General features: G+C 36.7%; 18 protein-coding genes and 1 pseudogene. 10 read left to right on the top strand and 9 right to left on the bottom strand.

All coding sequences use genetic code 11. From position 1 onward, the window contains the following. The first annotated feature begins 184 nt into the window (after positions 1–184). The 4 genes from SACI_RS05550 (at position 185) to SACI_RS05535 (ending at position 6,120) form a co-directional block, all read left to right on the top strand. Positions 185–1,627: an extracellular solute-binding protein gene (locus SACI_RS05550; RefSeq protein ID WP_011278014.1), complete on the top strand. Its 1,443-nt coding sequence runs from the start codon at positions 185–187 to the stop codon at positions 1,625–1,627. Positions 1,628–1,637: 10 nt separating this feature from the next. After that, positions 1,638–2,522 (top strand): carbohydrate ABC transporter permease, encoded by an 885-nt coding sequence (locus tag SACI_RS05545; RefSeq protein WP_011278013.1) that lies wholly within the window; start codon positions 1,638–1,640, stop codon positions 2,520–2,522. Further along, positions 2,522–3,379, top strand: a complete 858-nt coding sequence (locus tag SACI_RS05540) for a sugar ABC transporter permease (protein WP_011278012.1) — start codon at positions 2,522–2,524, stop codon at positions 3,377–3,379. Before SACI_RS05545 ends, SACI_RS05540 begins: the two co-directional genes overlap by 1 nt. 86 nt (positions 3,380–3,465) lie before the next feature. After that, the gene (locus SACI_RS05535; protein ID WP_011278011.1) at positions 3,466–6,120 is read left to right on the top strand and encodes a glycoside hydrolase; all 2,655 of its coding nucleotides are present in this window, start codon (positions 3,466–3,468) and stop codon (positions 6,118–6,120) included. A 38-nt stretch (positions 6,121–6,158) separates the two neighbouring features. On the opposite strand, the gene SACI_RS05530 is transcribed toward SACI_RS05535, so the two are convergent. Continuing rightward, on the bottom strand, positions 6,159–7,208 hold the full coding sequence (locus SACI_RS05530) for a TrmB family transcriptional regulator sugar-binding domain-containing protein (RefSeq protein WP_011278010.1): 1,050 nt from the start codon (positions 7,206–7,208) through the stop codon (positions 6,159–6,161). A 127-nt stretch (positions 7,209–7,335) separates the two neighbouring features. Between SACI_RS05530 and malA the strand changes: the two genes are divergently transcribed. Continuing rightward, positions 7,336–9,219 (top strand): alpha-glucosidase MalA, encoded by a 1,884-nt coding sequence (gene malA, locus SACI_RS05525; protein WP_011278009.1) that lies wholly within the window; start codon positions 7,336–7,338, stop codon positions 9,217–9,219. A 117-nt stretch (positions 9,220–9,336) separates the two neighbouring features. Here the strand turns inward: malA and SACI_RS05520 are convergent, their stop codons facing one another. From SACI_RS05520 to SACI_RS12410, 3 genes and pseudogenes are all read right to left on the bottom strand, one after another. Then, positions 9,337–10,026 carry a hypothetical protein gene (locus SACI_RS05520; RefSeq protein WP_011278008.1) on the bottom strand — a complete coding sequence of 230 codons (690 nt, stop codon included), beginning with the start codon at positions 10,024–10,026 and terminating at the stop codon, positions 9,337–9,339. A gap of 18 nt (positions 10,027–10,044) precedes the next feature. Continuing rightward, positions 10,045–10,632, bottom strand: coding sequence for a class I SAM-dependent methyltransferase (locus SACI_RS05515; protein ID WP_011278007.1), 588 nt, complete (start codon positions 10,630–10,632; stop codon positions 10,045–10,047). Between the two features lie 113 nt (positions 10,633–10,745). Then, a pseudogene (locus SACI_RS12410) lies at positions 10,746–10,955 on the bottom strand (hypothetical protein); the annotation flags it as partial. Between the two features lie 266 nt (positions 10,956–11,221). Between SACI_RS12410 and SACI_RS05510 the strand changes: the two are divergent. Both SACI_RS05510 and SACI_RS05505 read left to right on the top strand, forming a co-directional pair. Continuing rightward, on the top strand, positions 11,222–12,328 hold the full coding sequence (locus tag SACI_RS05510; RefSeq protein ID WP_011278006.1) for a hypothetical protein: 1,107 nt from the start codon (positions 11,222–11,224) through the stop codon (positions 12,326–12,328). Between the two features lie 4 nt (positions 12,329–12,332). Next, the gene (locus tag SACI_RS05505; protein WP_011278005.1) at positions 12,333–14,018 is read left to right on the top strand and encodes a hypothetical protein; all 1,686 of its coding nucleotides are present in this window, start codon (positions 12,333–12,335) and stop codon (positions 14,016–14,018) included. A 203-nt stretch (positions 14,019–14,221) separates the two neighbouring features. Here SACI_RS05505 and SACI_RS05500 read toward each other — a convergent pair whose 3' ends face one another. Beyond that, positions 14,222–15,028, bottom strand: a complete 807-nt coding sequence (locus SACI_RS05500; protein WP_011278004.1) for an acetoacetate decarboxylase family protein — start codon at positions 15,026–15,028, stop codon at positions 14,222–14,224. A gap of 163 nt (positions 15,029–15,191) precedes the next feature. Further along, positions 15,192–15,821, bottom strand: a complete 630-nt coding sequence (locus SACI_RS05495) for a type 1 glutamine amidotransferase (RefSeq protein WP_011278003.1) — start codon at positions 15,819–15,821, stop codon at positions 15,192–15,194. A gap of 240 nt (positions 15,822–16,061) precedes the next feature. Here SACI_RS05495 and SACI_RS05490 point away from each other — a divergent pair, with 240 nt between their 5' ends. After that, positions 16,062–16,610 carry an NAD-dependent epimerase/dehydratase family protein gene (locus SACI_RS05490; protein ID WP_015385566.1) on the top strand — a complete coding sequence of 183 codons (549 nt, stop codon included), beginning with the start codon at positions 16,062–16,064 and terminating at the stop codon, positions 16,608–16,610. A gap of 65 nt (positions 16,611–16,675) precedes the next feature. Here the strand turns inward: SACI_RS05490 and SACI_RS05485 are convergent, their stop codons facing one another. After that, complete coding sequence (locus tag SACI_RS05485) at positions 16,676–16,861, bottom strand: hypothetical protein (protein ID WP_011278001.1); 186 nt, start codon at positions 16,859–16,861, stop codon at positions 16,676–16,678. Between the two features lie 53 nt (positions 16,862–16,914). Next, complete coding sequence (locus tag SACI_RS05480; protein ID WP_011278000.1) at positions 16,915–17,364, bottom strand: aminoacyl-tRNA deacylase; 450 nt, start codon at positions 17,362–17,364, stop codon at positions 16,915–16,917. A 277-nt stretch (positions 17,365–17,641) separates the two neighbouring features. On the opposite strand from SACI_RS05480, the gene SACI_RS12225 reads away from it, so the two are divergent. Both SACI_RS12225 and SACI_RS05475 read left to right on the top strand, forming a co-directional pair. Beyond that, complete coding sequence (locus SACI_RS12225) at positions 17,642–17,938, top strand: hypothetical protein (protein WP_232463157.1); 297 nt, start codon at positions 17,642–17,644, stop codon at positions 17,936–17,938. 23 nt (positions 17,939–17,961) lie between these two features. After that, positions 17,962–19,365, top strand: a complete 1,404-nt coding sequence (locus tag SACI_RS05475) for an AMP-binding protein (protein WP_232463158.1) — start codon at positions 17,962–17,964, stop codon at positions 19,363–19,365. An 83-nt stretch (positions 19,366–19,448) separates the two neighbouring features. Here the strand turns inward: SACI_RS05475 and SACI_RS05470 are convergent, their stop codons facing one another. Next, complete coding sequence (locus SACI_RS05470; protein WP_011277999.1) at positions 19,449–21,197, bottom strand: peptide-N4-asparagine amidase; 1,749 nt, start codon at positions 21,195–21,197, stop codon at positions 19,449–19,451. Position 21,198: the final 1 nt, after the last annotated feature.

Below are 21,198 nucleotides of genomic sequence, written 5' to 3'. Positions count from 1 at the left end.
TGGAAACTAGAAATAAATTTAAGTAAATTAAATAAAGGCTAATTAATAATACTAATATCATTTCGTAAACTACATCTTATAATACTTAAGTTGACATGTTCAACGGAGGTGTCCTTAAGTTTAGACCTTAAATATTTTATATATATATTAAGTTTATAAATAATTACGTGATTAAGTTAACCCGATGAACAAAGATTACAGGAGAAGGAAAAAAGGAGTATCCAATACCCAAATAATAATAGTTGTAGTAGTGGTTTTAATAATCGTAATAGGAGTTGGTGTATATCTGTTAATGGGTAGGTCATCATCTAGTAGTCCAAGTACAACCACAAACACATCCAGCAGTATGTCTTCAAGTTCTTCGAGTGGCGGTGTATCTTCTACTACGTCGCAAACCCCAGTGACTATAACTGTATGGGATACATATAGCCCCTCGGAGGATAAGGCATTCAATCAAACTTTAGCTGCTTTCGAGCAACAGTATCCATGGATACACGTTCAAGTCACTTATGGTGTATCAGTTGCCACCTCCAACTTCGCCTCTGCTGCGAAAGCAGGTCAAGCCCCAATAGTATATAGGGATACAAGCGATGATGCAGGAAAATTATTTGCTGCCGGATTATTACTGGATCTTTCTCAGTATCTCAATTCCAGTGTATTCAGCCAATATTTACCAATAGCAATCAATAATTTCAACCTAAGTGGTAAAATTTATGGGCTTCCTGACAACGTCAACTATATTGTTATGTTCTACAACAAGAAATATGTACCATATCCTCCCAATACAACTGCTCAGTTAGTGAATATTGCGTTAAATGTGAATAAGACATACAATGTTTGGGGAATAGCTTACGGAATGGGTCAGGAATACGGTTATAGATTTGCTGCCTGGTTTGCCGGTTTTGGCGGTCAGATGTTTAATAGTCAAGGCATTCCTCAATTGAACTCAACTGCAATGGTCAATGCTTTACAATTCTGGTACAACTTAACTTATGTAATGGGAGTTAACCCACAAGGTATCTCAACCACATTAGAACAACAGCTATTTACCAGTGGTAAGGCTGCCATAATATTTGACGGTCCATGGGATCTACAGAAGTACGTTAGTGCCCTGGGCTCTGATTTAGGAGCAGCACCATTACCAATTGTAAGTCAAACAGGGTTGAGAGCTGCACCGTTTATAGGATCTACAGGTTGGGTTATATCTAGTCCACAAGCTAGTGGTGCAACTCCACAGCAGATACAAGCTGCACTTCTGTTCATCCAGTTTGTCACTGGCTATAAGGCAGAAATGAACTTATGGAACATAGCAGGAGATATACCTGCATATCTCGCTAGCTATAATCAAGCTCTTACTCAATTGAAAGCAGGTAACATAACACCCTCATATCTCGGCAGTATAATGGCAGGGATATTTGAACAGGCTAATTATGGACAGAAGTTCCCCAATATTCCACAGATGAGTTTCTATTGGAATACCTTCCATGAATACGTCACTGAGTACTATGCAGGTCAAATTACGGCTCAACAGGCTGCACAAGAAATGGAATCAACCATGATACAACAAATGCAAGCTAATGGGTATTATCCAGACTTTATTTTAGCTATACCAGATGTCATGTACTAGGTGATAATAAGTGGGTAAAAGACAAGTAATTTTTAATTATTTTTACCTTCTTCCCATACTAGCATTAGTTCTGTTCCTATTCTTATATCCAGTTGCTTACGCTGTGTATATCTCGTTCACGAATTTCAGCCTGTTTCATTTCTTCCAGTATTCTTATATTGGCTTCAAAAATTACATCAATATCTTAACTAATCCTAACTTTTACTTTGTCGAACTACTCAAAAATACGGCAATCTGGACTATAGGGAGTCTAATACCAATGATGATACTAGGTTTCTTCCTAGCACTAATACTAAATCAGAGTGACCTAAAATTTAAGAATGTTTTCTTTTCGTCCTTCTTAATACCGTGGGCATTTCCAGCATATATCTCGTTGCTTATCTGGTCAGGGATGTGGGACTACTCTTATGGTATAATAAACAAGATAATAGGGTTAATAGGAATAGCTCCAATAAATTGGCTTAACAATACCACATATGCTTGGGTAGCACTTATTCTTACTAATGTATGGTTATCTTTCCCTTATTATACCTCAATTTTTCTGTCTGCGTTACAGAGCATACCCAGAGAATTGTATGAAATAGCAGAGGTTGACGGAGCAGGCATGTTAACGAGGTTTGCCAGGATAACGTTACCAATGATGAAGAGTACATTAGTATTTGTTGGCGTAAGTGGTTTCATATTCACCTGGAACAATTTCTATCCCGTATTTATACTTACCGGAGGAGGTCCTGGCACGTCCACGGATATATTGATAGTTTATTCTTATCAGGAGGCGTTTAGTTATAACCAATATGCGCTTGCTTCTGCATACTCCATAATAAGTACTATAATACTTGCAATTATGGCTGTTATTATGTTCAGATACTCGAGAATATTGGAGGGGAGGGGATAATGCAGAGGGTCGGTAGCAAGAGAACAGTAGGTAAGATAATTAGATTGGCAATATCATATTTAGTTTTAGTCGTAATGGCAATAATTTCAATATTCCCAATTTATTACATAGTAATCACGTCACTGAACAATATCCCCTCATTAGCTTCTGTGAGTCTAGGCTCACTTTTGCCTAGCAGGATAAGTTTGAATGCATATTATGACATTTTGTTTCAGGAGCCCTTCTTTGTCTGGTTAAGAAATAGCCTTATCATGGCTTTAGGTACAATAATTGTCTCCGTATTAGTAGCCTTTTTGACCGGGGCTGCGTTATCCAGATTGAATGTACCAGGAAAGAAGGCTCTAATCGTTTTCCTCTACATACTAACTTTCTTACCATCTGTGGCTACTGTAATACCATTATATCTAATGTTCGCTTCTTTACATCTGATAAATACATATTATGGTCTTATCCTGGCTTATTCATCGGGCACATCTATTTTCGGTGCTTATCTAGTTAAAATATTCATAGATACTATCCCCCCAGAATATGAGGAGGCTGCTATGGTCGATGGTCTTTCAAGATTCAGAGCATATATAAGAATACTTTTACCGATGACACGACCAATTGTCGCTTTCGTAATGTTACTCGCCTTTTTAGGTGCTTATACTGACTATGCCTTAGCAAATGCTTTCATAACCTCAGGGAATATGTGGACCTTGACATTGGGTATGTACTATTTAGCAGTGACAAATCACTCAACCTTGTACAATGTTTTTGCAGCGTTCTCTGTAATCATGGGTGTACCAATTATGGCTATATTCATAGCCTTTCAAAAGTACATCAGGAACGTATATTCCCTATCAGGAGGTAAGTAAGGCTTTATTTTTGTTTTGTAATATTTTTTATATGATTAAAATAATTACACCAAAAAATTTATAAACTTGAATATCTATTTTTATTTATGAAAGTAGTCCTAGTGCTAAGTATATTCGTAATATCCATCCTGTCTGTCCTAGCTCTAGCGCAAACTGGAAATGTCAGCGTTAACTTTAATGTCACATCAAATGGATATGTCACAATATATCTATCTGGACTACCTAGCAGTGACGATGTTATACTACACTGGGGAGTACAACCTGGACCTCAGTCATCATGGACTCAAGTATATGATACACCAATGACCTGGAATGGAAATAACTTCTCTGCAACAATAGGTCCTTTTCAGAATGGGACTTGGATTGGATGGGTTTTCCACGACAACACCACAAATACATGGATAAACTATGATAATCATCCGTTCTGGAACTGGAATTTAGAAGTAAATCCACCAGTGGTGGGGATTACTTACGCTACAGTTCTCAGTAATGGTTCAATATTGATTACCACAATAGGAAGAGCACCAGATGATATTGTGGTTCATTACGGAATTGCATCAGGACCACAGACAGGGTTACCTTGGAGCAATATCACTGATGTGACAATGGTATATAATCCTCTGTGGGGTAATTATACTGCAGTCATAGGTCCGTTCCCTAATGGAACATGGGTTCAGTGGGTGTATCATGATCTCACTGAGAATAAATACTATAGTAATAATGGGCAGAACTTTGCTATTCAAGTTATTTACACATTTTTAACAATTACTGGTGGGAATTATGACAAGTACGTATACACTATTAATCAGAATGGTAAAATATTCTTGACTGTAGATAACAAGCTTAACAGTCCTGTAAATGTAAATATTGTAGTTAATATTCAAAATAATCAACTATCCTATAACGGAATAACCCTGAATCCTGGACAGAACAATATAACTCTTCCATTTACCGCCTCTTTTAGTCAAGGTGTCTATTATCCTGTTGTTGATCTATACTATTCCAACTCGCTACAGGGAACTTTCAATTTGCCACAACTAATTGTTCTTAACACTACTGGTAAAAGACCCATTAGTCTAGTAATAGTATGGAACATGCATCAACCACTATATCTGTCCCCTCAAGGGGTCTGGGAACAGCCCTGGGTATGGGTTCACACTGGTCAAGACTTTTATTGGAATTCCAGTCTAGTAGGAGCTTATGAATTACAAGCCCTATTAATTAACAAATACAATGTGAGCGTAACAATAGATTTTACTCCAGTCCTGTTATATCAGTGGTTGACTATTCTATCCCAAACTAATCCAAAATTCGCAAGCGGAATTAACGTAAATGTAACCCATGATACACAGGCTGTAAACTATACTCTAAATCTTTACAGGAGTTTAGCGCAGGAGGGTAAGGTAGAAGTGTTAACTGTACCCTTCTATCATCCATTACAGCCAATAATACTTGATAACGGTTGGTGGAGTGACGATTTAGCTCAAATACTTATGGGTATCCAAATGACTAGACAAGTATTTAATGTCAGCCCTGCAGGAACATGGACACCTGAACAGGCTTTCAACATGGGCTTAATAACGTTATATAATCAGACTGGTATTCGATACACCATACTAGATCAAGATGCTTATCTTCCTTACGTTACAGTAGTAAGTGGAAATACAAATCCTTATCAACCATTTGAAGTATTAAATAGCCTTGGACAAAGTACAATAGTTCTGTTTAGGGATACAGCATTATCTAATCAGTTTAGTTTCCAGTTCTTTAGTCAGCCTCCTCAGCTTACTGCACAACAACTAATCCAAGAATTAGCCATGATATATATGAATAACCCAGGAGGTGTGGTTACTGTAGCTTTTGATGGCGAGAACCCACTCATATTTAATCCATCTACCGGACCGCAGGATTTGAACGCAATCTATCAAGCTCTCTCTCAGTATCAGGGAAGTTGGTTGATTACACAAACAGCAAGTCAAGCTATAGCAACCCATAAGCCCTACAGTGTGATAACTAATTTGCCCGAAACCTCATGGAATCTAAATCTGAACTATTGGAATAACGGAAACCCAGGTAAAATAGAGATCTGGAAGAGCGTCGCAACTGCAAGAGAATATCTAGTTGCGTTAACCAAAGCAGTAGGCTTGAATTTGTCTCCAGTAGTTAATCTACCACCATCAATATCTCCAAACTCTACAAATCCAATAGCAACCTTATGGAACTACCTGTATGTAGCTGAAGGTAGTGATTGGACATGGCAAACAGGTCCTCCATCAAATGGTCCTTCATGGTTTATGTATCAAGCACTAAACTATACTAACGCCATAATTAGTACAGTGAATCAAATGTTTTCCAAAATAACTCTAACGAAAGCAAATATAGACGGTCATAAGCTTAAATTGACATTCATGAACGGTCTCAACTATACCCTAAACCTAGTGTTAGTAGTATCCTCAGGGAATTATAACACCAGTTACAACATAGTGCTAAATCCGGGGAGAAACGATATAAGTGTTAATTTACCCAAATCTGTCAACAGTGTAAATGTATATCTATACTCTCCTGTAACACCACAAGATGTAGGGGCTTCACCTATACCATTATTTAGTTATGGCTTCCTTATACATAGCTATAGTGTGAATAGTGATGGAAGTAACTCCTCTATGTTAACATTGATTGTGATAGCAGGGGCTCTAATAATCCCAGTGTTAGGTCTAACCGTAAGGAGGTTCCTGAAATAGCATAATTTATAACTAAAATATAAGGTAAAAAATCTTTTTTATTGAGTATAAACTTCTATTTTTTCAGCTGAGACGTCCTCCACGAGTGCATTATCTCCTCCTATGAGGTAACTCCTACCACTCCTTTCCTCTACTAATTCGAAATTAATCACTTCACTACTGATATTAACGTTATTGGGATAACCAAATAACTCAACATTTTCTCCTGTCCTGGTTATTACACCATCCACCTTTACCTTTAATCTTAATCCCTGCTCTTTAGCCTTCATGATCTCCCATGTAGCAAATCTATGGGCACTAAATATCATAGGGAAATCACTTTGTGTCACAGCTTTCCTGTAAACAGTCCTAGATGTCCTCCATCCTTCGAAATAGTAGTGAATGAAGAAAAGACTCATTGTCGAGTCTCTAAAGACATAACTGTAAATGTTAGGATTCGTCGAGAGGCTCATGACTCTCGGCATAAACACGCTTTCCTCTGCATCAGCAGATACCAAGAAAAAGTGTCCTAAAGAATGTACCTTTACTTCCATCACTTTACTTTCCAATAACTTGTTCACTAGAAACTCATCCACATTAGGATAAATATTTAGATAAGTTTTCACGCCTGACTCTGCAACCTTAATAATGTAGCTGATTAGCTTCTGAAGGTAGTTATTAGGAATTTCAACGTATAACTCATTTTTAGCACTCGTAATAACAGATATACAGTTGTTCAATACGTTTTCAGTGCTCTTTGTCATCCACATCATTCCCTGAGATTTCCTGTGATTAGTTTCAAGCTTTTTGATCTGTTCCAGAATAACATGTTTTCTCTTTGTCTGCTCTTGGTCTATCTTTTCCAATACTATGTTTAACCTTGCTGGGATGTAGAATTTCGGCTTACTGTTCTGAACATATATTAGACCTTTCCTCTCTAGGGATAAAAGTATATTGTAAAGCTGAGGCTGATGTATGTAAAGGTCAGATATCATCTCTTTAGCAGTAGCTCCTCCTTTATAAGTTAGATAAGCAAAAACTAAAGCTTCTTTCTTCGATATTCCCAATACTGTAAGGGCATCTATAAACTCATCATTGACTTCAAACATCTATATATAAAAGCTCTGTTAGAATTTTTAAATCTTTTTTTCTCTCCAAATCTTAATTAATAATGAATTGTAGTAAAAATTTTGATATAGTGATAACTATTTAAATTAGAGAATCAATTAGCATAATGTGGAGATTAAAGCAGAGAGAAAAGGAAAGGTAGTAAGGGTACTCATAAACAACCCTAATCCAGTTATTAAGTTTAATTTTAAGGCAGATCAATCAGAAATGATACCATCAGATATTGAAGTAACAAAAGATACTACAAGTCATTCCATAAACGTCCTTCTACCGTTAAATACAAAGACCCACGTTCTTGGACTTGGTGAAAAAGCGTTCGAGCTTGACAGAAGAAGAACTAGAGTTACTATGTGGAATACAGACTCTTATGGTTACACTTGGTATTCTGACCCACTGTATGTTAGCATACCGTTTTTTATACTTGTGGATAGTTCGATAAAAGGATATTTCTTTAATAGTCCCTCAAAACTAGTTTTTGACATGGGGTTAGAGAGATACGACAAAATTATAGTAAAAATTCCTGAGGAGAGTGTTGAATTCTTTGTCTTCGAGGGAGATTCCGTACAAGAGGTAATTGAGCATTATGTTGAATTAACAGGAAAACCGTTTGAACTTCCTGAATGGGCTTTAGGTTACCAGATAAGTAGATACTCCTATTATCCGCAAGAGACAGTAGAGGAGGTTGTGAGGAGACACCTTGAAGAGGATATACCCTTGTCTGCAATCTATCTCGACATAGATTATATGGAAAAGTATAGACTGTTTACATGGGATAAAGCAAAATTTCCATCTCCTAAGGAATTAATTGAAAAACTTCACTCCTTAGGGGTTAAGGTCGTAACTATAGTTGACCCTTGTGTGAGGTTAGATCAAAACTATCATGTATTTAAGGATGGGTTAGGTAACTATGTGGAGAACGAGGATGGGACTATTTACGCAGATATACTATGGCCAGGCTTGTCTGTATTTCCAGACTTTCTGAATTCCAAGACAAGAGAGTGGTGGAGAAACCTAGTGGAGAAATGGGTTAAAGAGAACAACATAGATGGAATTTGGTTGGACATGAATGAACCTTCTCCTCTTAATAAAAAGCCCTTCAATCCTAGAGCTATTCATAGACTAGACGATAATTCACAGGTATATCATGAGAGTGTTCATAATCTATATTCTCTATTTCAAGCAATGGCTACTAAGCCATCCGTAGATTTTGTTCTGAGCAGAGCCGGTTACTCAGGAATACAGAGATATGCTGCTATATGGACAGGTGATAACACCACCAGTTGGAGTGATTTAACTCTTCAGCTTGCATTAACTCTCGGTCTGTCAATTTCAGGTGTGCCATATGTGGGCTGTGATCTGGGTGGATTCATAGGTAGGACAACTGACTACCTCCTGTTATACAGGTATTTCCAAATTGCACTGTTCTTCCCCATTTTCAGAAATCACAAGGATAAAGGGGGGAGTGATCAAGAAATTTACTCAATACCAGATTACTGGAAGGAAAAAATTAAGAGAGTAATTAAGATGAGATATCAGTTCCTACCATACCTGAACGCATTAGCAAGAGAGTCTTCTAAAACAGGTCATCCGATTATAAGACCTTTGGCTTATCATTACTTCAGGGACGAAAATGCCTTCAAGATAAATGACCAGTATATGGTAGGAGAATACTTGCTTTACGCTCCACAAATTAATAAGGAAGGCAAAAGGCTGATCTATTTACCTGAAGGGAAGTGGTTGAATTGGTGGACTGATGAAGAGTATGAGGGAAAGAACTGGATAGAGAGTGACCATGATTTCCCATTATTCTTAAGATATAACTCAGTTGTACCCTATGGAAATGGCTTAATCACACTGAATGTTTACGGGAACAGCGGAAAGATAGAATTAGGTGATGGTACACAAATTCTCCATGAAAATGGTAACGTGAAGATCTCACCTGGAGTAAATAAAAGTAAATTTGAGGTAATGAGGAGACCGAATAAGGGTTAGCACAACTAACAATTTATTTCAACATTTGAGTAAAAATATGCATTAAGCGGTTATTACAATTTGAACAGGATAACTCCTATTTTTCATTTCTTGTATTAAATCTGAATAATTGAATAGCTAAGAATTAGACGTAAAGTACTTATACAGATCTGTCTTTTTAACTACTTTATCTTTAAAGTAAACTCCTTCTTTTTTGATCTTGAAGTCACCGACCATGACTACAACTTCATTCTTATCCCTCTCCTCCCTTATTTCATATTTTTGTCTCATTATCTTGTCTATAAGTTCAGGATCTCTTATGCCGAACGACTTCAGCAAAGAGTATAAGTACATATGTTCATATCTCTTTATTTTACCTAAAACTAAGGGAGTCTTGATCCTGTCTATGATAAGGCTTAACGCTTCAGTTGCCTCCATGTCTAAAGAGTCTTCAAACGAGATTCCGTCCAGTGTTCTCACCTTAACTCTATCCCGATAAAAATGTACCACACATGAGGGTAGCTTAATACTTTCAAGTCTATTTATGATATCGTGATTAGTAGGCATATTGTGGAAGAATATTGAAAACCTGTCATCCTTCAAATTTACGTCAGTGGACTCTTTGAGCAAGGACTCTGCTTCAGATAGGCTTAAGTTTTCTATGGAGAGTATAACATCTCCTTTTACAACGTTTACAGTCAGTTTTCCATCTATAAACCTGACTTTATAATTGAAAGCTTTTACATTATATGTGTTCAGTATGTTTAATAGCTGTCCAATGTTCTGTGTGTCAGTAGTTATGACATATTTTCCTACAACTAGTTTCATGGTTTAAATATTTTGGCTCTATGGTTTTAAAATCAATAATAGTCCTCCAGCTTCATCACTCAGCTCAGAATATATCGCTTTTTTGCTACTCACAAAATCTATCGTCGCATTACTAAACCTATAGTTATCCACCAATATCACTCCACCTTCACTTAACTTATACCATATAGTGGAGAGTTCAAACATCACATTTTCATAACTATGGTCACTATCATGAAGGAAGAAGTTCACCTCATTTACCTCCTGGAGAATTTTAGGTAAAAAACGACGTGACTCGCCAAGGAAGAATTTCCACTTTTTCCTTAGTTTTTGTGGAATTATATATCCAACTTCGTTCCCGTCTTCTAACCTATTTCTCACGTCGATAGAGTAAAGAACAGAATCTTCAGGTAAGGCTGAGAGGATTATGGTTGATGATACTCCGGGACCTACTCCCGTCTCTATAGCAATCTTTGGCGTAGTCTCCTTTATTATCGCATACAATATAATTCTTTTAGTTTTACTTAACGCATAGGGAAATTTTCCGCCTAACGATTGTTCAATATATTTTTCAATGTCCGAATATTCCTTGATATAAGTGTCAGTTTTAATCCTTAGTAGATCCATAAATGATATTTTATCATGCTAGTTTATATATACATATCAGGAAGTTAAAGTAAAATGGTCTAAACACCAATCTGTAAGTCTATTGTTCCTCCCCGAAGGTAAGATACTGTAAGTTATTGAAAAGTATGAAAATTGTTTTCATTATCTCTTAATCCAAGTGAACAAAGTACCCCCTCGTAATTTAATACCCTTGCTATAGTCCTAGTTCTCATACCATTGGAATACATCTTTAATGCCAAATCCCTAACCTCCTTATGATACCTATGCTTAGCATTTTCGAGAAACTTCCTACCACAATTGACACACTTATACTCCTGTCTTCCCCTAACCTTACCGACCTTAACGACGTAATGGCTGTTGTACTCTTATAAGTTATGTCCATATAGACCTCCTTCCTACCCATAGGTAATACTTATACAAAACGTGATAATAAATAGCACCTTCATAACGGCACTATGTCTACATATCATCCATTTAAAGCACAAGGACTAATAATTAGTTAATCTATTTAATTTAACAAGGGACCTCTAATTGGCTGAATGAGTTTTAATTAAAATATTTATATGTCTAAAGTGAAAATAATACGAATATGTGTGGGGAGTTGGTTCATATAGATTACGAAACATGGGATCAGTACATACAAGAAGATGTAATGAAAGTGTATGAAACAACATCAAAGGTTGTTAATCTATACCAACAAGTTGAGAGGATTGTTAAATTGACTTATGATAAATTAGATGATAACTTGAAGAGAATACTTTTAGGAGGTGTCACAAGAAATGAGGATGGCTCCTTTGACTACACAAAAAATAGCAGTGCAAAGTTTTACGCTGACTTTATTGGACTAACGATGGATTACAGTACATATTTACAATCACTTCAGTTAGGCACTTCTATTGTTGCAAGGCTTATAAGCAAGAAACCGATGGAGATGCGGCTTTCTAAATCGATAAAAGATTATATCCGGGAAATCAACGATTTATCTAAAAGAATTATAATCTCTAGTGGTTTTAGACCAAGGGAAGTAGAAAGAGTTTCCTTAAGCGATTTAAATGGAGTTTTTAATACATTCAAAGAACTACTAGAATCACTAGCTAGATTTTCATCAGTGTATAACCCTAGGACTTTTTTCATAACTTCTTTAACAGGTGATATTCTTAAGGCGTTTCTAGAAGCTTATGATAAGTTGAACGATAAGAGCATTAGGAATAGTGTGTTTAGGAAATTTGGAGTTGTTCCTTTGAGGATGTTCTTAAATGATGAAAGATATACAATATATGGCTACACAGATAACTCTTTAGGTCGTTATATTACTGATCTAGATAAACAGGCATATGACTTTTTACGAAACTTTCGTTCTGAGTTTATAAGACTGGATGGAAACATAGAAAAGGACTTTGAATCTTTACTTAGCTATTACATTACATCTTCAAATCTGAGTGAAGTATTAGATTTCGCTTTTTGGACTAACCCAGTTAGGTGCCATATACCCTTATCGAATCCTTCTAAGATCACTTGTGATAATTCGTATAGTGAAGCTTATAAAGCTAAATATAGGTCTAGAACATACACCCTTATAGAAATGCTCGAAGAATTTTCAATACCTCTCTTATTATATTATGATCTAAAGTTTACAACTGCTCAAGATGCCATAATAATGGAGCTAGATCCTAAACGTGAGATCCACGAAGTGTGATCGGATGGTGATGTATACGGATAAGGAAAGGGAAAAAGCTACTGAACAAAGAAGGGAAGAAGAGGCTTACTATGAGGAGATTGAGAAAAGTACGGTGACCTCTCCTGAAGTAAAGAGCACAGAGGACGTAAAAAGTAATACACTTTCTGCATCCGAAAATGTAAAATCCTCAACCAGTGTTAAAAAGCAGAAATTTGACCAGATGAGAAAGGTTAAGATCATACCCTTAACGTTTCCAAGTACTCCTAAAGTTAGCACTTCAAGTCTAGATACTGCTAACTACCTAACGTCGCTCGTTCAAAAGAGACGAGAAACAAATATTGTGCCTATTTACTTTCCTCCTCCACCATCAGTGATTTTATCAGAATTAAACATGGAAGACTATCTAAGCGCTAGCGTTAAAAGAGACAGTGTTATGCGTACACAAATAATATCTCTTCAGTTCCCAATTCCACCTCAAGTTGTAGTTAGCTCTATTGATTCTGAAATTTATCTTAAAGTTAGGGTACAACAGTCTTTAATGCCTACTAGTCCAGAAAAAGAGAGAGTTGAACAACCTAGCCTTTATGAGTCTCCTCAAGTTGTTAGGACATCATTAACTCAGCCTAAGAAAAAGATTGATATAAATATTCTTAACGATATAAAAGAGTTCCTTGGTGCATTTTCCTCAGGATTATCGACCAAACATGGTGTCATTGTAATTGTTTATGATGAAAATAAACGTGGTATTGAAGACTCGTTAGAAAGGATTGCTGAGGAAATTGCAATAATAAGTGGTTTACTAGTTAAGCCTGACCCAATAACTATAAACTTAGGCAATATAACTCAGATGGGTAACCCTGGTATCTTTAAGATAGATAAAAGCTTATGTTCAGTCCGTGAAGATAAAGATGAAGACAAGGTAAAGGAGGTATTAGAATCAAGACTTATGGGGTACCAGTTTTCCATACTCATTATGCCCTCATGCCTATATTATAGGTTTAGAGAAACGATAGGTGGTCAACCCTCAAAAATATTTATTGACGCTGATGTTATACGAGGAGCTGGCTTACCAAGCCCTATAAAAGTATATAAGGTAAACAAAGATCTAATTCAGAAAATCGCTTATGTCGCTTCAGGGTTTAATGTTAATGATGTAAGTGTGCTTTATAGATGGGACTCTATGAAGGATGTAAATACTAGTTTTGAGGAAATATTGAGTGAGAGCCGTAAATGGCTAAAGAACTCCTATCCGTGGTGGGACGTGGAATCAGTTGGCGAAAAAGAATCTGAGTACCATAAGGAGATGAAAGCTGTCGCAATAAGATATTTAATACAACAACGAGGAGTGAAGCCAGAAAACATTCATGTAGAGACACGTATTGAAGGAGTTGTGCCAGATATCTACGTGTCAGACTCAAATATAGTCATAGATGCTAAGACGAGTATTGAAAAGGAGCCAGGTGATGAAATAATTGACGCTTACAATAAATATAAGCGTATTAAATATGAGAATATTACAAATGAGGTAACCGAGGTGTGGGTTGTACTGAGACCTTTGCCGTTATTATTGGATATAGACAAAGTAGTAGGACTCTATAACCTCTTCGAAAAATTGAAGATTATGATACCTGCTAAATGCGGAAAAGATTACAAACTTCTACCTTTAGAGGAATTCCTAGACAAGATGATAAATCTTCAACAGTGTTAGTTTTCATGTATAAAGATAAACTATTTTTATATCTTAAAAAATATACAAGTTTAGCGACCTAATTATATTAAGTTATTATTTTTCTCACGAGTAAATGAGGAATTGTTTATTTTTAGTCTCTTTACTCTACAAAGAGTATTAGGAAACTGTTTAAGATGATATGTTTAAAAATCTTAATATAAAAAGTTGTGTTTTGTTTAAAATTACTTAGACACTAATGTTTCTCTATCTAGCTTAGCAAGCAATCTTGTAGTTCTTACCTTAAAGTATGTCGTGTAGTAATAACCTGCTATTACGTCTTCTATCTTCAACTTGTCGAGCTCATCATTTACGTATCCCCCAAGCTCTATCTTCGCATCTCCTTTCCATATCTCGCCTAGGACATTCTCGTCCCTAACTCTGCTAACCAGTTCAAAGACACTGGTCTCTGATTCCCCTCTTGCAGGATATATCCTAACATTTAAAGGAGCACCAAAGCTCCTCAGAGGCACGTCGTCCACCTTTTCCCTTAGCTCAACCTGTAGTCTAAACAGGAAATTTCCTCCTCTAACAACATATCCTCCAAGCTTTAGTCCATTTTCTGGTTTGTTGTACTTAGGAAGTAGAGGATGTAGTTTGGTCATGGAGATCTTAGCTATCTTTTTAGGATATCCATCTAACCATCCTCTTACCAGAGCCCAGTCCTTGTCCACCCACATGAATGGAAAGTATAAGTAGCTTTTCCCTTCATAGTATACTCGTAAACCTATGGCTCCCTCTAGATACTGGGTTAAATCTGGGTCCTGATACATAAGATCCCAAGTCTCCTCAGACGGGGAGATAAATTCAGCTATATATATCCAGCCTTCTCCCTTGCTATCGAGAAAGTTTGGTAAAAACTGATACAAAGTGTCTTTTTGAAATTTTACATAAGCCGAAATATATGTCACACCATAGTACCATGGCGGAGGAGGAACAATAGCTGATTTACCACTTCTCGTGAAAGGGTATGTGAGCAGATTATCATTCATAAATTCAACTAATTAACTCCATATATAAAGCTTTAATCTTACTAGTTATAGACTCGCGGTAGTATATGAGAGTAGGAGGAGAGAGAAAAAATCTCTGTCCTAGAAACGTGAGTGAACGTTATTTTAGGTTCAGTTCATGCACTAGGATGCGCAGGAGTGAACTCTACAAGCTTAACCAATATCTCACCAATTTATCCGCTATTTTCTCGAAATTGTTTTCCTGTTCCCTTACTTCCTCTATCATCTTACTATCTCCTCCGTAAACCCTTAACCAATCTCTCAGCATCTCCGAATCCACTTCTATATGGAATTGTATTCCTAAGGCTCTTCCGATATTAAATGCCTGATAATATTTTTCACTGTAAGCCAGTAGTGTAGCGCCATGGGGTAGGGAAAAAGTATCACCATGCCATTGAAACACATGTAACTCATCTGATCCAAAATAGTCCTTAAAATCATTTACTAGTCTTATTCTTGAAACACCTATTTCAACTCCGAACTGCCCCTTTACTACTTTTCCTCCTAAAGCTTCGGCAATTAACTGTGATCCAAGGCAAATACCTAAAACTCTTTTCTTCTCTGAGTAAGCTCTCCTGATCAACTTCATTTCTAGATCTAAAAAACGGTATTTTTCTCTTTCATATACTCCCATGGGTCCTCCCATAATGACCACGTTATCAAATCTCTCTTCGCCCGTTATTTCCTCAGCATATATTTCGGTTACATTTTTCAGAAACCTACTGAGTATACCCAGCCTTTCCACAGGATGGTTGTATATGGCTAAAGTGTTCATGCAATTATAAACTACTGTCGTCATATTAAGTTTTGTAGATATAAGGGATCCCAGTTTAATATGGACTGTGTATTTTAAGTCTAAATGTGCCATAACCTACAAGGCTACCCTGAATTAGGCATTAAAATGTAATAGTGTTTGTATGGTTCTGAAAACTAACTGATAATTCAAGCGTATAAATCATGAGACCGTGTATATAATCTATAAAACCTTCAGACAACTAGTATATTTTGAGTTTCAATGATGAAAGTTTTAGTCGTGGGTGCTAGTGGAGTACTGGGAAGGAATGTCATACCTTTACTAGTTCGTGAAGGCTATGAAGTAACCGGAATCACAAGGTCAGTTGAAAAAGTCGGGATCCTCAGGAGCTTAGGCTCACATCCAGTAGTCTGTAACGTATATGATATGCCGAGATTGTATAACGTAGTGAGGGAATCTAATCCAGACGTAATTATAAGTTTTCTGACTGATCTGCCAGATGATATGAAACTGATTAATGAGTTTGCGCCTTTAAATAATAAGATTAGAAGAGAAGGAACGGCAAATCTGATACGAGTATCTAAAGATATCGGAGTAAGTAGGATTTATATGGAAAGTGTTGCATGGAAATTGAATGGTGATTCTGGAAGAGCAGTAGATGAGATGGAAAGTATCGTGAAAGAGGCTAATGGGGTCGTACTAAGATATGGTCGTTTATATGGTGAGGGAACGTATTATGTTAATGAAATTCCTCCTCCACCCAGGGTGAGGATTGATAAGGCTGCATTGATGACGGTAGAAGCTCTCTAAGTGAAATCAGGCGTGGTTATGATAGTCGAATAAAGATTTTAAGAGAAGCCATTTTAAAAAACTCTTCAATCTCTTTTCAAATTCTTCAAGTCGTCTCTCAGAATCCCAACTTCGTCTATAATCCGATCCAACTCATCATAATCAATGTCCTTACCACTGTCCAATTCATTTATCATGTCATTTATTTTGTCCAATATCCTTTCTAATTTATCTCTTATGTCTTCCAATTCCTCTTTTGCCTCTTCTCTCATATGTAAAATATTAAGTATGTCAATTAAAAAATCTGATTAGTTCGTGCTGGAGCTTAAATTCCTACGGAAAATATCCTCAGCATTGACTTTTCAGCTAGCTCTTTAGGTATTATGGAAAGGAGTGTCGTCTCGTTACCTCCGCCACAAAATACCTCTTTATCATCATCTGCAAGTTCTTCATCCATTATAGTCTCAACTCCATTTATTAAAGGTGGTAAACCACCAACTTCATATCCAGTTATCTTCTTTACTTCACTAGCTTTAGCCACTCTAATTTCTCTCACGTTAAGATACAGTTTTAATTTATCTAAGTCAACCCTTCTATTACCTCTCAGGAACACTGCATATGGTTTGTTATCTGCAATAACCAAAATCGTTTTAGCTATTCTATCTTCTGAGACTCCTAAAGACATTGAGGCATCTTTTACTGTCCTTGCATTAGGAACAGAAATGAATTTATAAGACAGAGCCAATTTTTTAAGGATATCCTCCAGGTCATTCATCGTTAAAATTTAGAACAAGTATGTATTTAAATTTGTTTTGAGAACAGAGGCTAGAAAGCCGTGATGATCTTGAGTTCTAGAGAATGTTGAGAGAGATAACTAAAGTTGTGCAATTCTTATACACATATGACAAACGATTAAGCTTTTACTGAGGGAATTTTCACGTGTTATCTTGTTAATATTCTCTATTGTCGAAAACTATCTTATACATATTGTATTTATTTCCTATTATTACTAAACAAAATCTTTAAATAAATTATTAAGCTCAATATTAAATATGGCGAACGAATTAATCAAAAATCTAGTAAGAGACTTCATAGATATACAAAAACTTAATCCTCTAGATAGACCAGAAAGAATTAATGATTTGTTTACTAGATTAAATTTCCTCGGAAAGATAGAGGATTTTAATTGGGTAAGGGATATTTATGAGGAAATCCATGTGAAAGATAGAGGCGGGAAGACAGCCCTCATGTGGTACGATTTAGATACCAAAGTTGAGGAGATTTACACTTATCAAGATCTTCTGATCAGAGCTAATAAATTGATTAACTTTCTTAATCCAGTGGTATAGGTAAGGGAGATCCAGTTTACTTGATGACACCCGTGTTTCCTGAGCAGTGGGTTACGTTCTTAGCTACTATAAAGGCTGGTTTTGTGCTAGTACCTACAGCGAATAATCTTACAGCTTATGAATTAGGCTATAGATTTGCTGATCTTAAGCCTAAAGTTATAATAGCTGATCCAAAAAGTGCAGAAAGGATAGACCAAGCTCTAGGGGATCTAAAACCCTTAAAAATAGTCGTGAGAGGAAGAGTTAATGGCTGGACAGACTTTGAGCTTACTCAAAGTGAAAGTGAAAGCGCTGAGGCATATCCTACCTCATCAGAGGACGATATTTTAAACTACTTTACGTCTGGTACTACAGGATTGCCTAAAAGGGTTATTCACACTGCTACTTCATATCCATTGGGGCACTTATCCACTGCCTCTATAATAGGGGTGTCGACTGAGGACATTCATCTGAATTTGAGTGCACCAGGTTGGGCTAAGTTTGCCTGGAGTTCATTCTTTTCTCCGTTGATAGTTGGAGCAACAATAATGGCTGTCAACTACGAGGGTAGACTAAACGCCCAGGAATATTTGAGTGTTGTAGATAATTTCAATGTAACGTCATTTTGTGCACCCCCTACAGCCTGGAGACTGTTTAATTTAGTGGATCTGTGGAAGTTTAAATTCCATAAGCTGAGGAATGTTGTTTCCGCTGGTGAACCTCTGAACCCTGAGATAATAAAGGTATGGAAGGATAAGTTTGATTTGACAATAAGAGACTTCTATGGGCAGACAGAAACAACCGCAATTATAGGCAATCCACCGTGGAGAGATGTGACTCCAGGATCCTTTGGCATACCGTCGCCCCTATACGACGTTGTTCTACTCGATGACGAAGGTAAAGAGATAACTAAACCCTTCGATGTTGGGCATATAGCTATTAGATTAACTAAATGGCGTGCTATTCCACTGTTTAAAGGATATTCTAATGAGGAGAAAAACAAAGAGGCATTTAGAAACGGTTATTACTTCACTGGAGATAAGGGATATTTTGACGATAAGGGTAACTGGTACTTTGTTGCTAGGGCTGATGACGTGATAAAAACCTCCGACTACAGGGTGGGACCCTTTGAAGTGGAGAGCGCGTTAATTGAACACCCTGCAGTAGCTGAGGCTGCGGTAGTTGGTTCACCAGATCCTGTTAGGTGGCAACTCGTTAAAGCCTTTGTAGTACTTAAACCAGGATACTCACCCTCTTATGAATTAGCCAAAGAACTGGTCAATCATGTTAGTAAGAGTCTATCTCCGTATAAGGTACCAAGGAAAATAGAGTTTGTAAATGAATTACCAAAGACTATTAGTGGTAAAATAAGGAGGAATGAATTAAGGAAGCTGGAGGAGGATAGATATAAAAAGGGTGAGAAAAGCGAAAACGAGTACACTTTTTAAGCGTAACAAGAACCCAATCGAGCTTTTTACTATCACATTTAAAAGATAAATGAATAAAAAAGAAGTGTGTGTCTTTACTTTTATCAAATGTACTCATAATTTATCTCATATTTCACCAGATATCCTGCAGTATTGTTAGTGGAGTTCTGCACACCTAATGCGTAGAAGTTCTCTTCAAAACCCTTACCATTCACTAGGTAGATAGCGTTTAGTGACTTTTGGGTTTGGGCATAGTTACTTGTAATAGACACTAAAACTGCTCCCCCATACTTGTTTATTATCTCTAAAATACCTGAAAACCCACCTATAGCATTAGAATTCTCACTGATCTGGATGGTTAGGTTATAGTTATCGTATACGTAGCCGAATTTATAAAATAGTCCTAAGCTCAGGGTTCCATTCTGTAAATAGCTAGCATTGTATGGAATTATATTTGGATTAGTTATGGGGACAACGAAGGAGGTTAACTGGAGATTTATTGGGAACGTTCCCTCCAAAATTAGCTCTGCGTTGTGTAATCCCTTGATTAAACTAATTTCTTTAAATTGTTGATCAAGTATAGCCTGTTGATAGATAAAACTAGGATTGAAAGATTGGTAAGCTGTTACTTTTCCTTCTTCATAAGTGGTAGCAAACTCTTGCCCATTCTCGAATTTCAGTATAGATGTGTAGTTTATTGAATAATATTCTCCCTGTTGATAATATGTGGAACCAGATAAACCTGTAAATATCGGCTGAGAGTCAACATACCTTGCATCGGCAGATATAAGCTTTGAACTTATTAATGGGTTAGAGTTGTTCACCCAAAGCATCAGGACACCCGAAATTGTCCATGACAGCGCGGTAGAACCTAACTCCTGTGCAGAAGCTAACAGATTACTAACTGTTACTGTTATATTTGGCTTAGTTGAAGTTGCTAAGAGGGGTGTCAGCTCTATATATTGTGGTGTCTCAAAAGCTAATGTGTTTATGGAGGTTACCGGTCTCCACCAGAACAAGTTTATCCCGCCTGTATATATTATAGGATATGGATTCACTACTCCCGCCAAAAGGCTGTTATAATATACTAGTATATTTCTAGTGGCTGGTATATTCGTATACCAAAATTCATCTAAACCACCGCCTTCATAGTAGAGCAATAGAACTGACCTAAATGTTCCATTAGGCATTACTACACTTTGGGTTACCTGATCATTTAATGGATTTAGAACAACCCTCGAGTAGTTTAAGCTGTTCATGAAGAGCGGTATGAAGTAATTTGGTAGTCCCGCAGGTTTGTTACCTGGATAAAGTAACAGCGTTACGTTCATTGAGTAAAGACCAACTATACCAACACTTTTGGCGTAGTAAGTGGCTAAGACAAGCTGGAAAGTCACATTACCCTGTAGCAAGTTTTCAAACATAGTGACATCAGTCTGAGCTGTACTATTTCTGATCTCTTGTGTTGATCCCCAGAATATTGGTATACCATTTGCAAATATGTAAACAGGTCTGTCAAACTGAGCACCTCCGTACTCTTTGATAGATATGTTCAGCAGTATCATGCTGTAATTACCTGGCGGAATATATAATGTTACAACTTTTGGAATTATTCCTGTGTTATTGAATACCATGTTTTGGGCTACGTTGACTATTATAGGTGTAACATTGCTCTTTATGAAAAATGGCTCTTCAGAATAGTATGCAGGATCCACTCCGTTAGGAAATCCTGTTATGTTGTAAATCGTCATATCATTATAGACCCCATAATGGGAGGATGAAGTAGTAGACCCCATTAGTGTTAATGGTGTAATACCAAGAGCAATAACCAGTATAAGTAAGAGGGCTTTCATT

It is taken from the genome of Sulfolobus acidocaldarius DSM 639 (assembly GCF_000012285.1).
Lineage (GTDB): Archaea > Thermoproteota > Thermoprotei_A > Sulfolobales > Sulfolobaceae > Sulfolobus > Sulfolobus acidocaldarius.
This window is presented reverse-complemented; position numbering and strand designations above follow the sequence as displayed.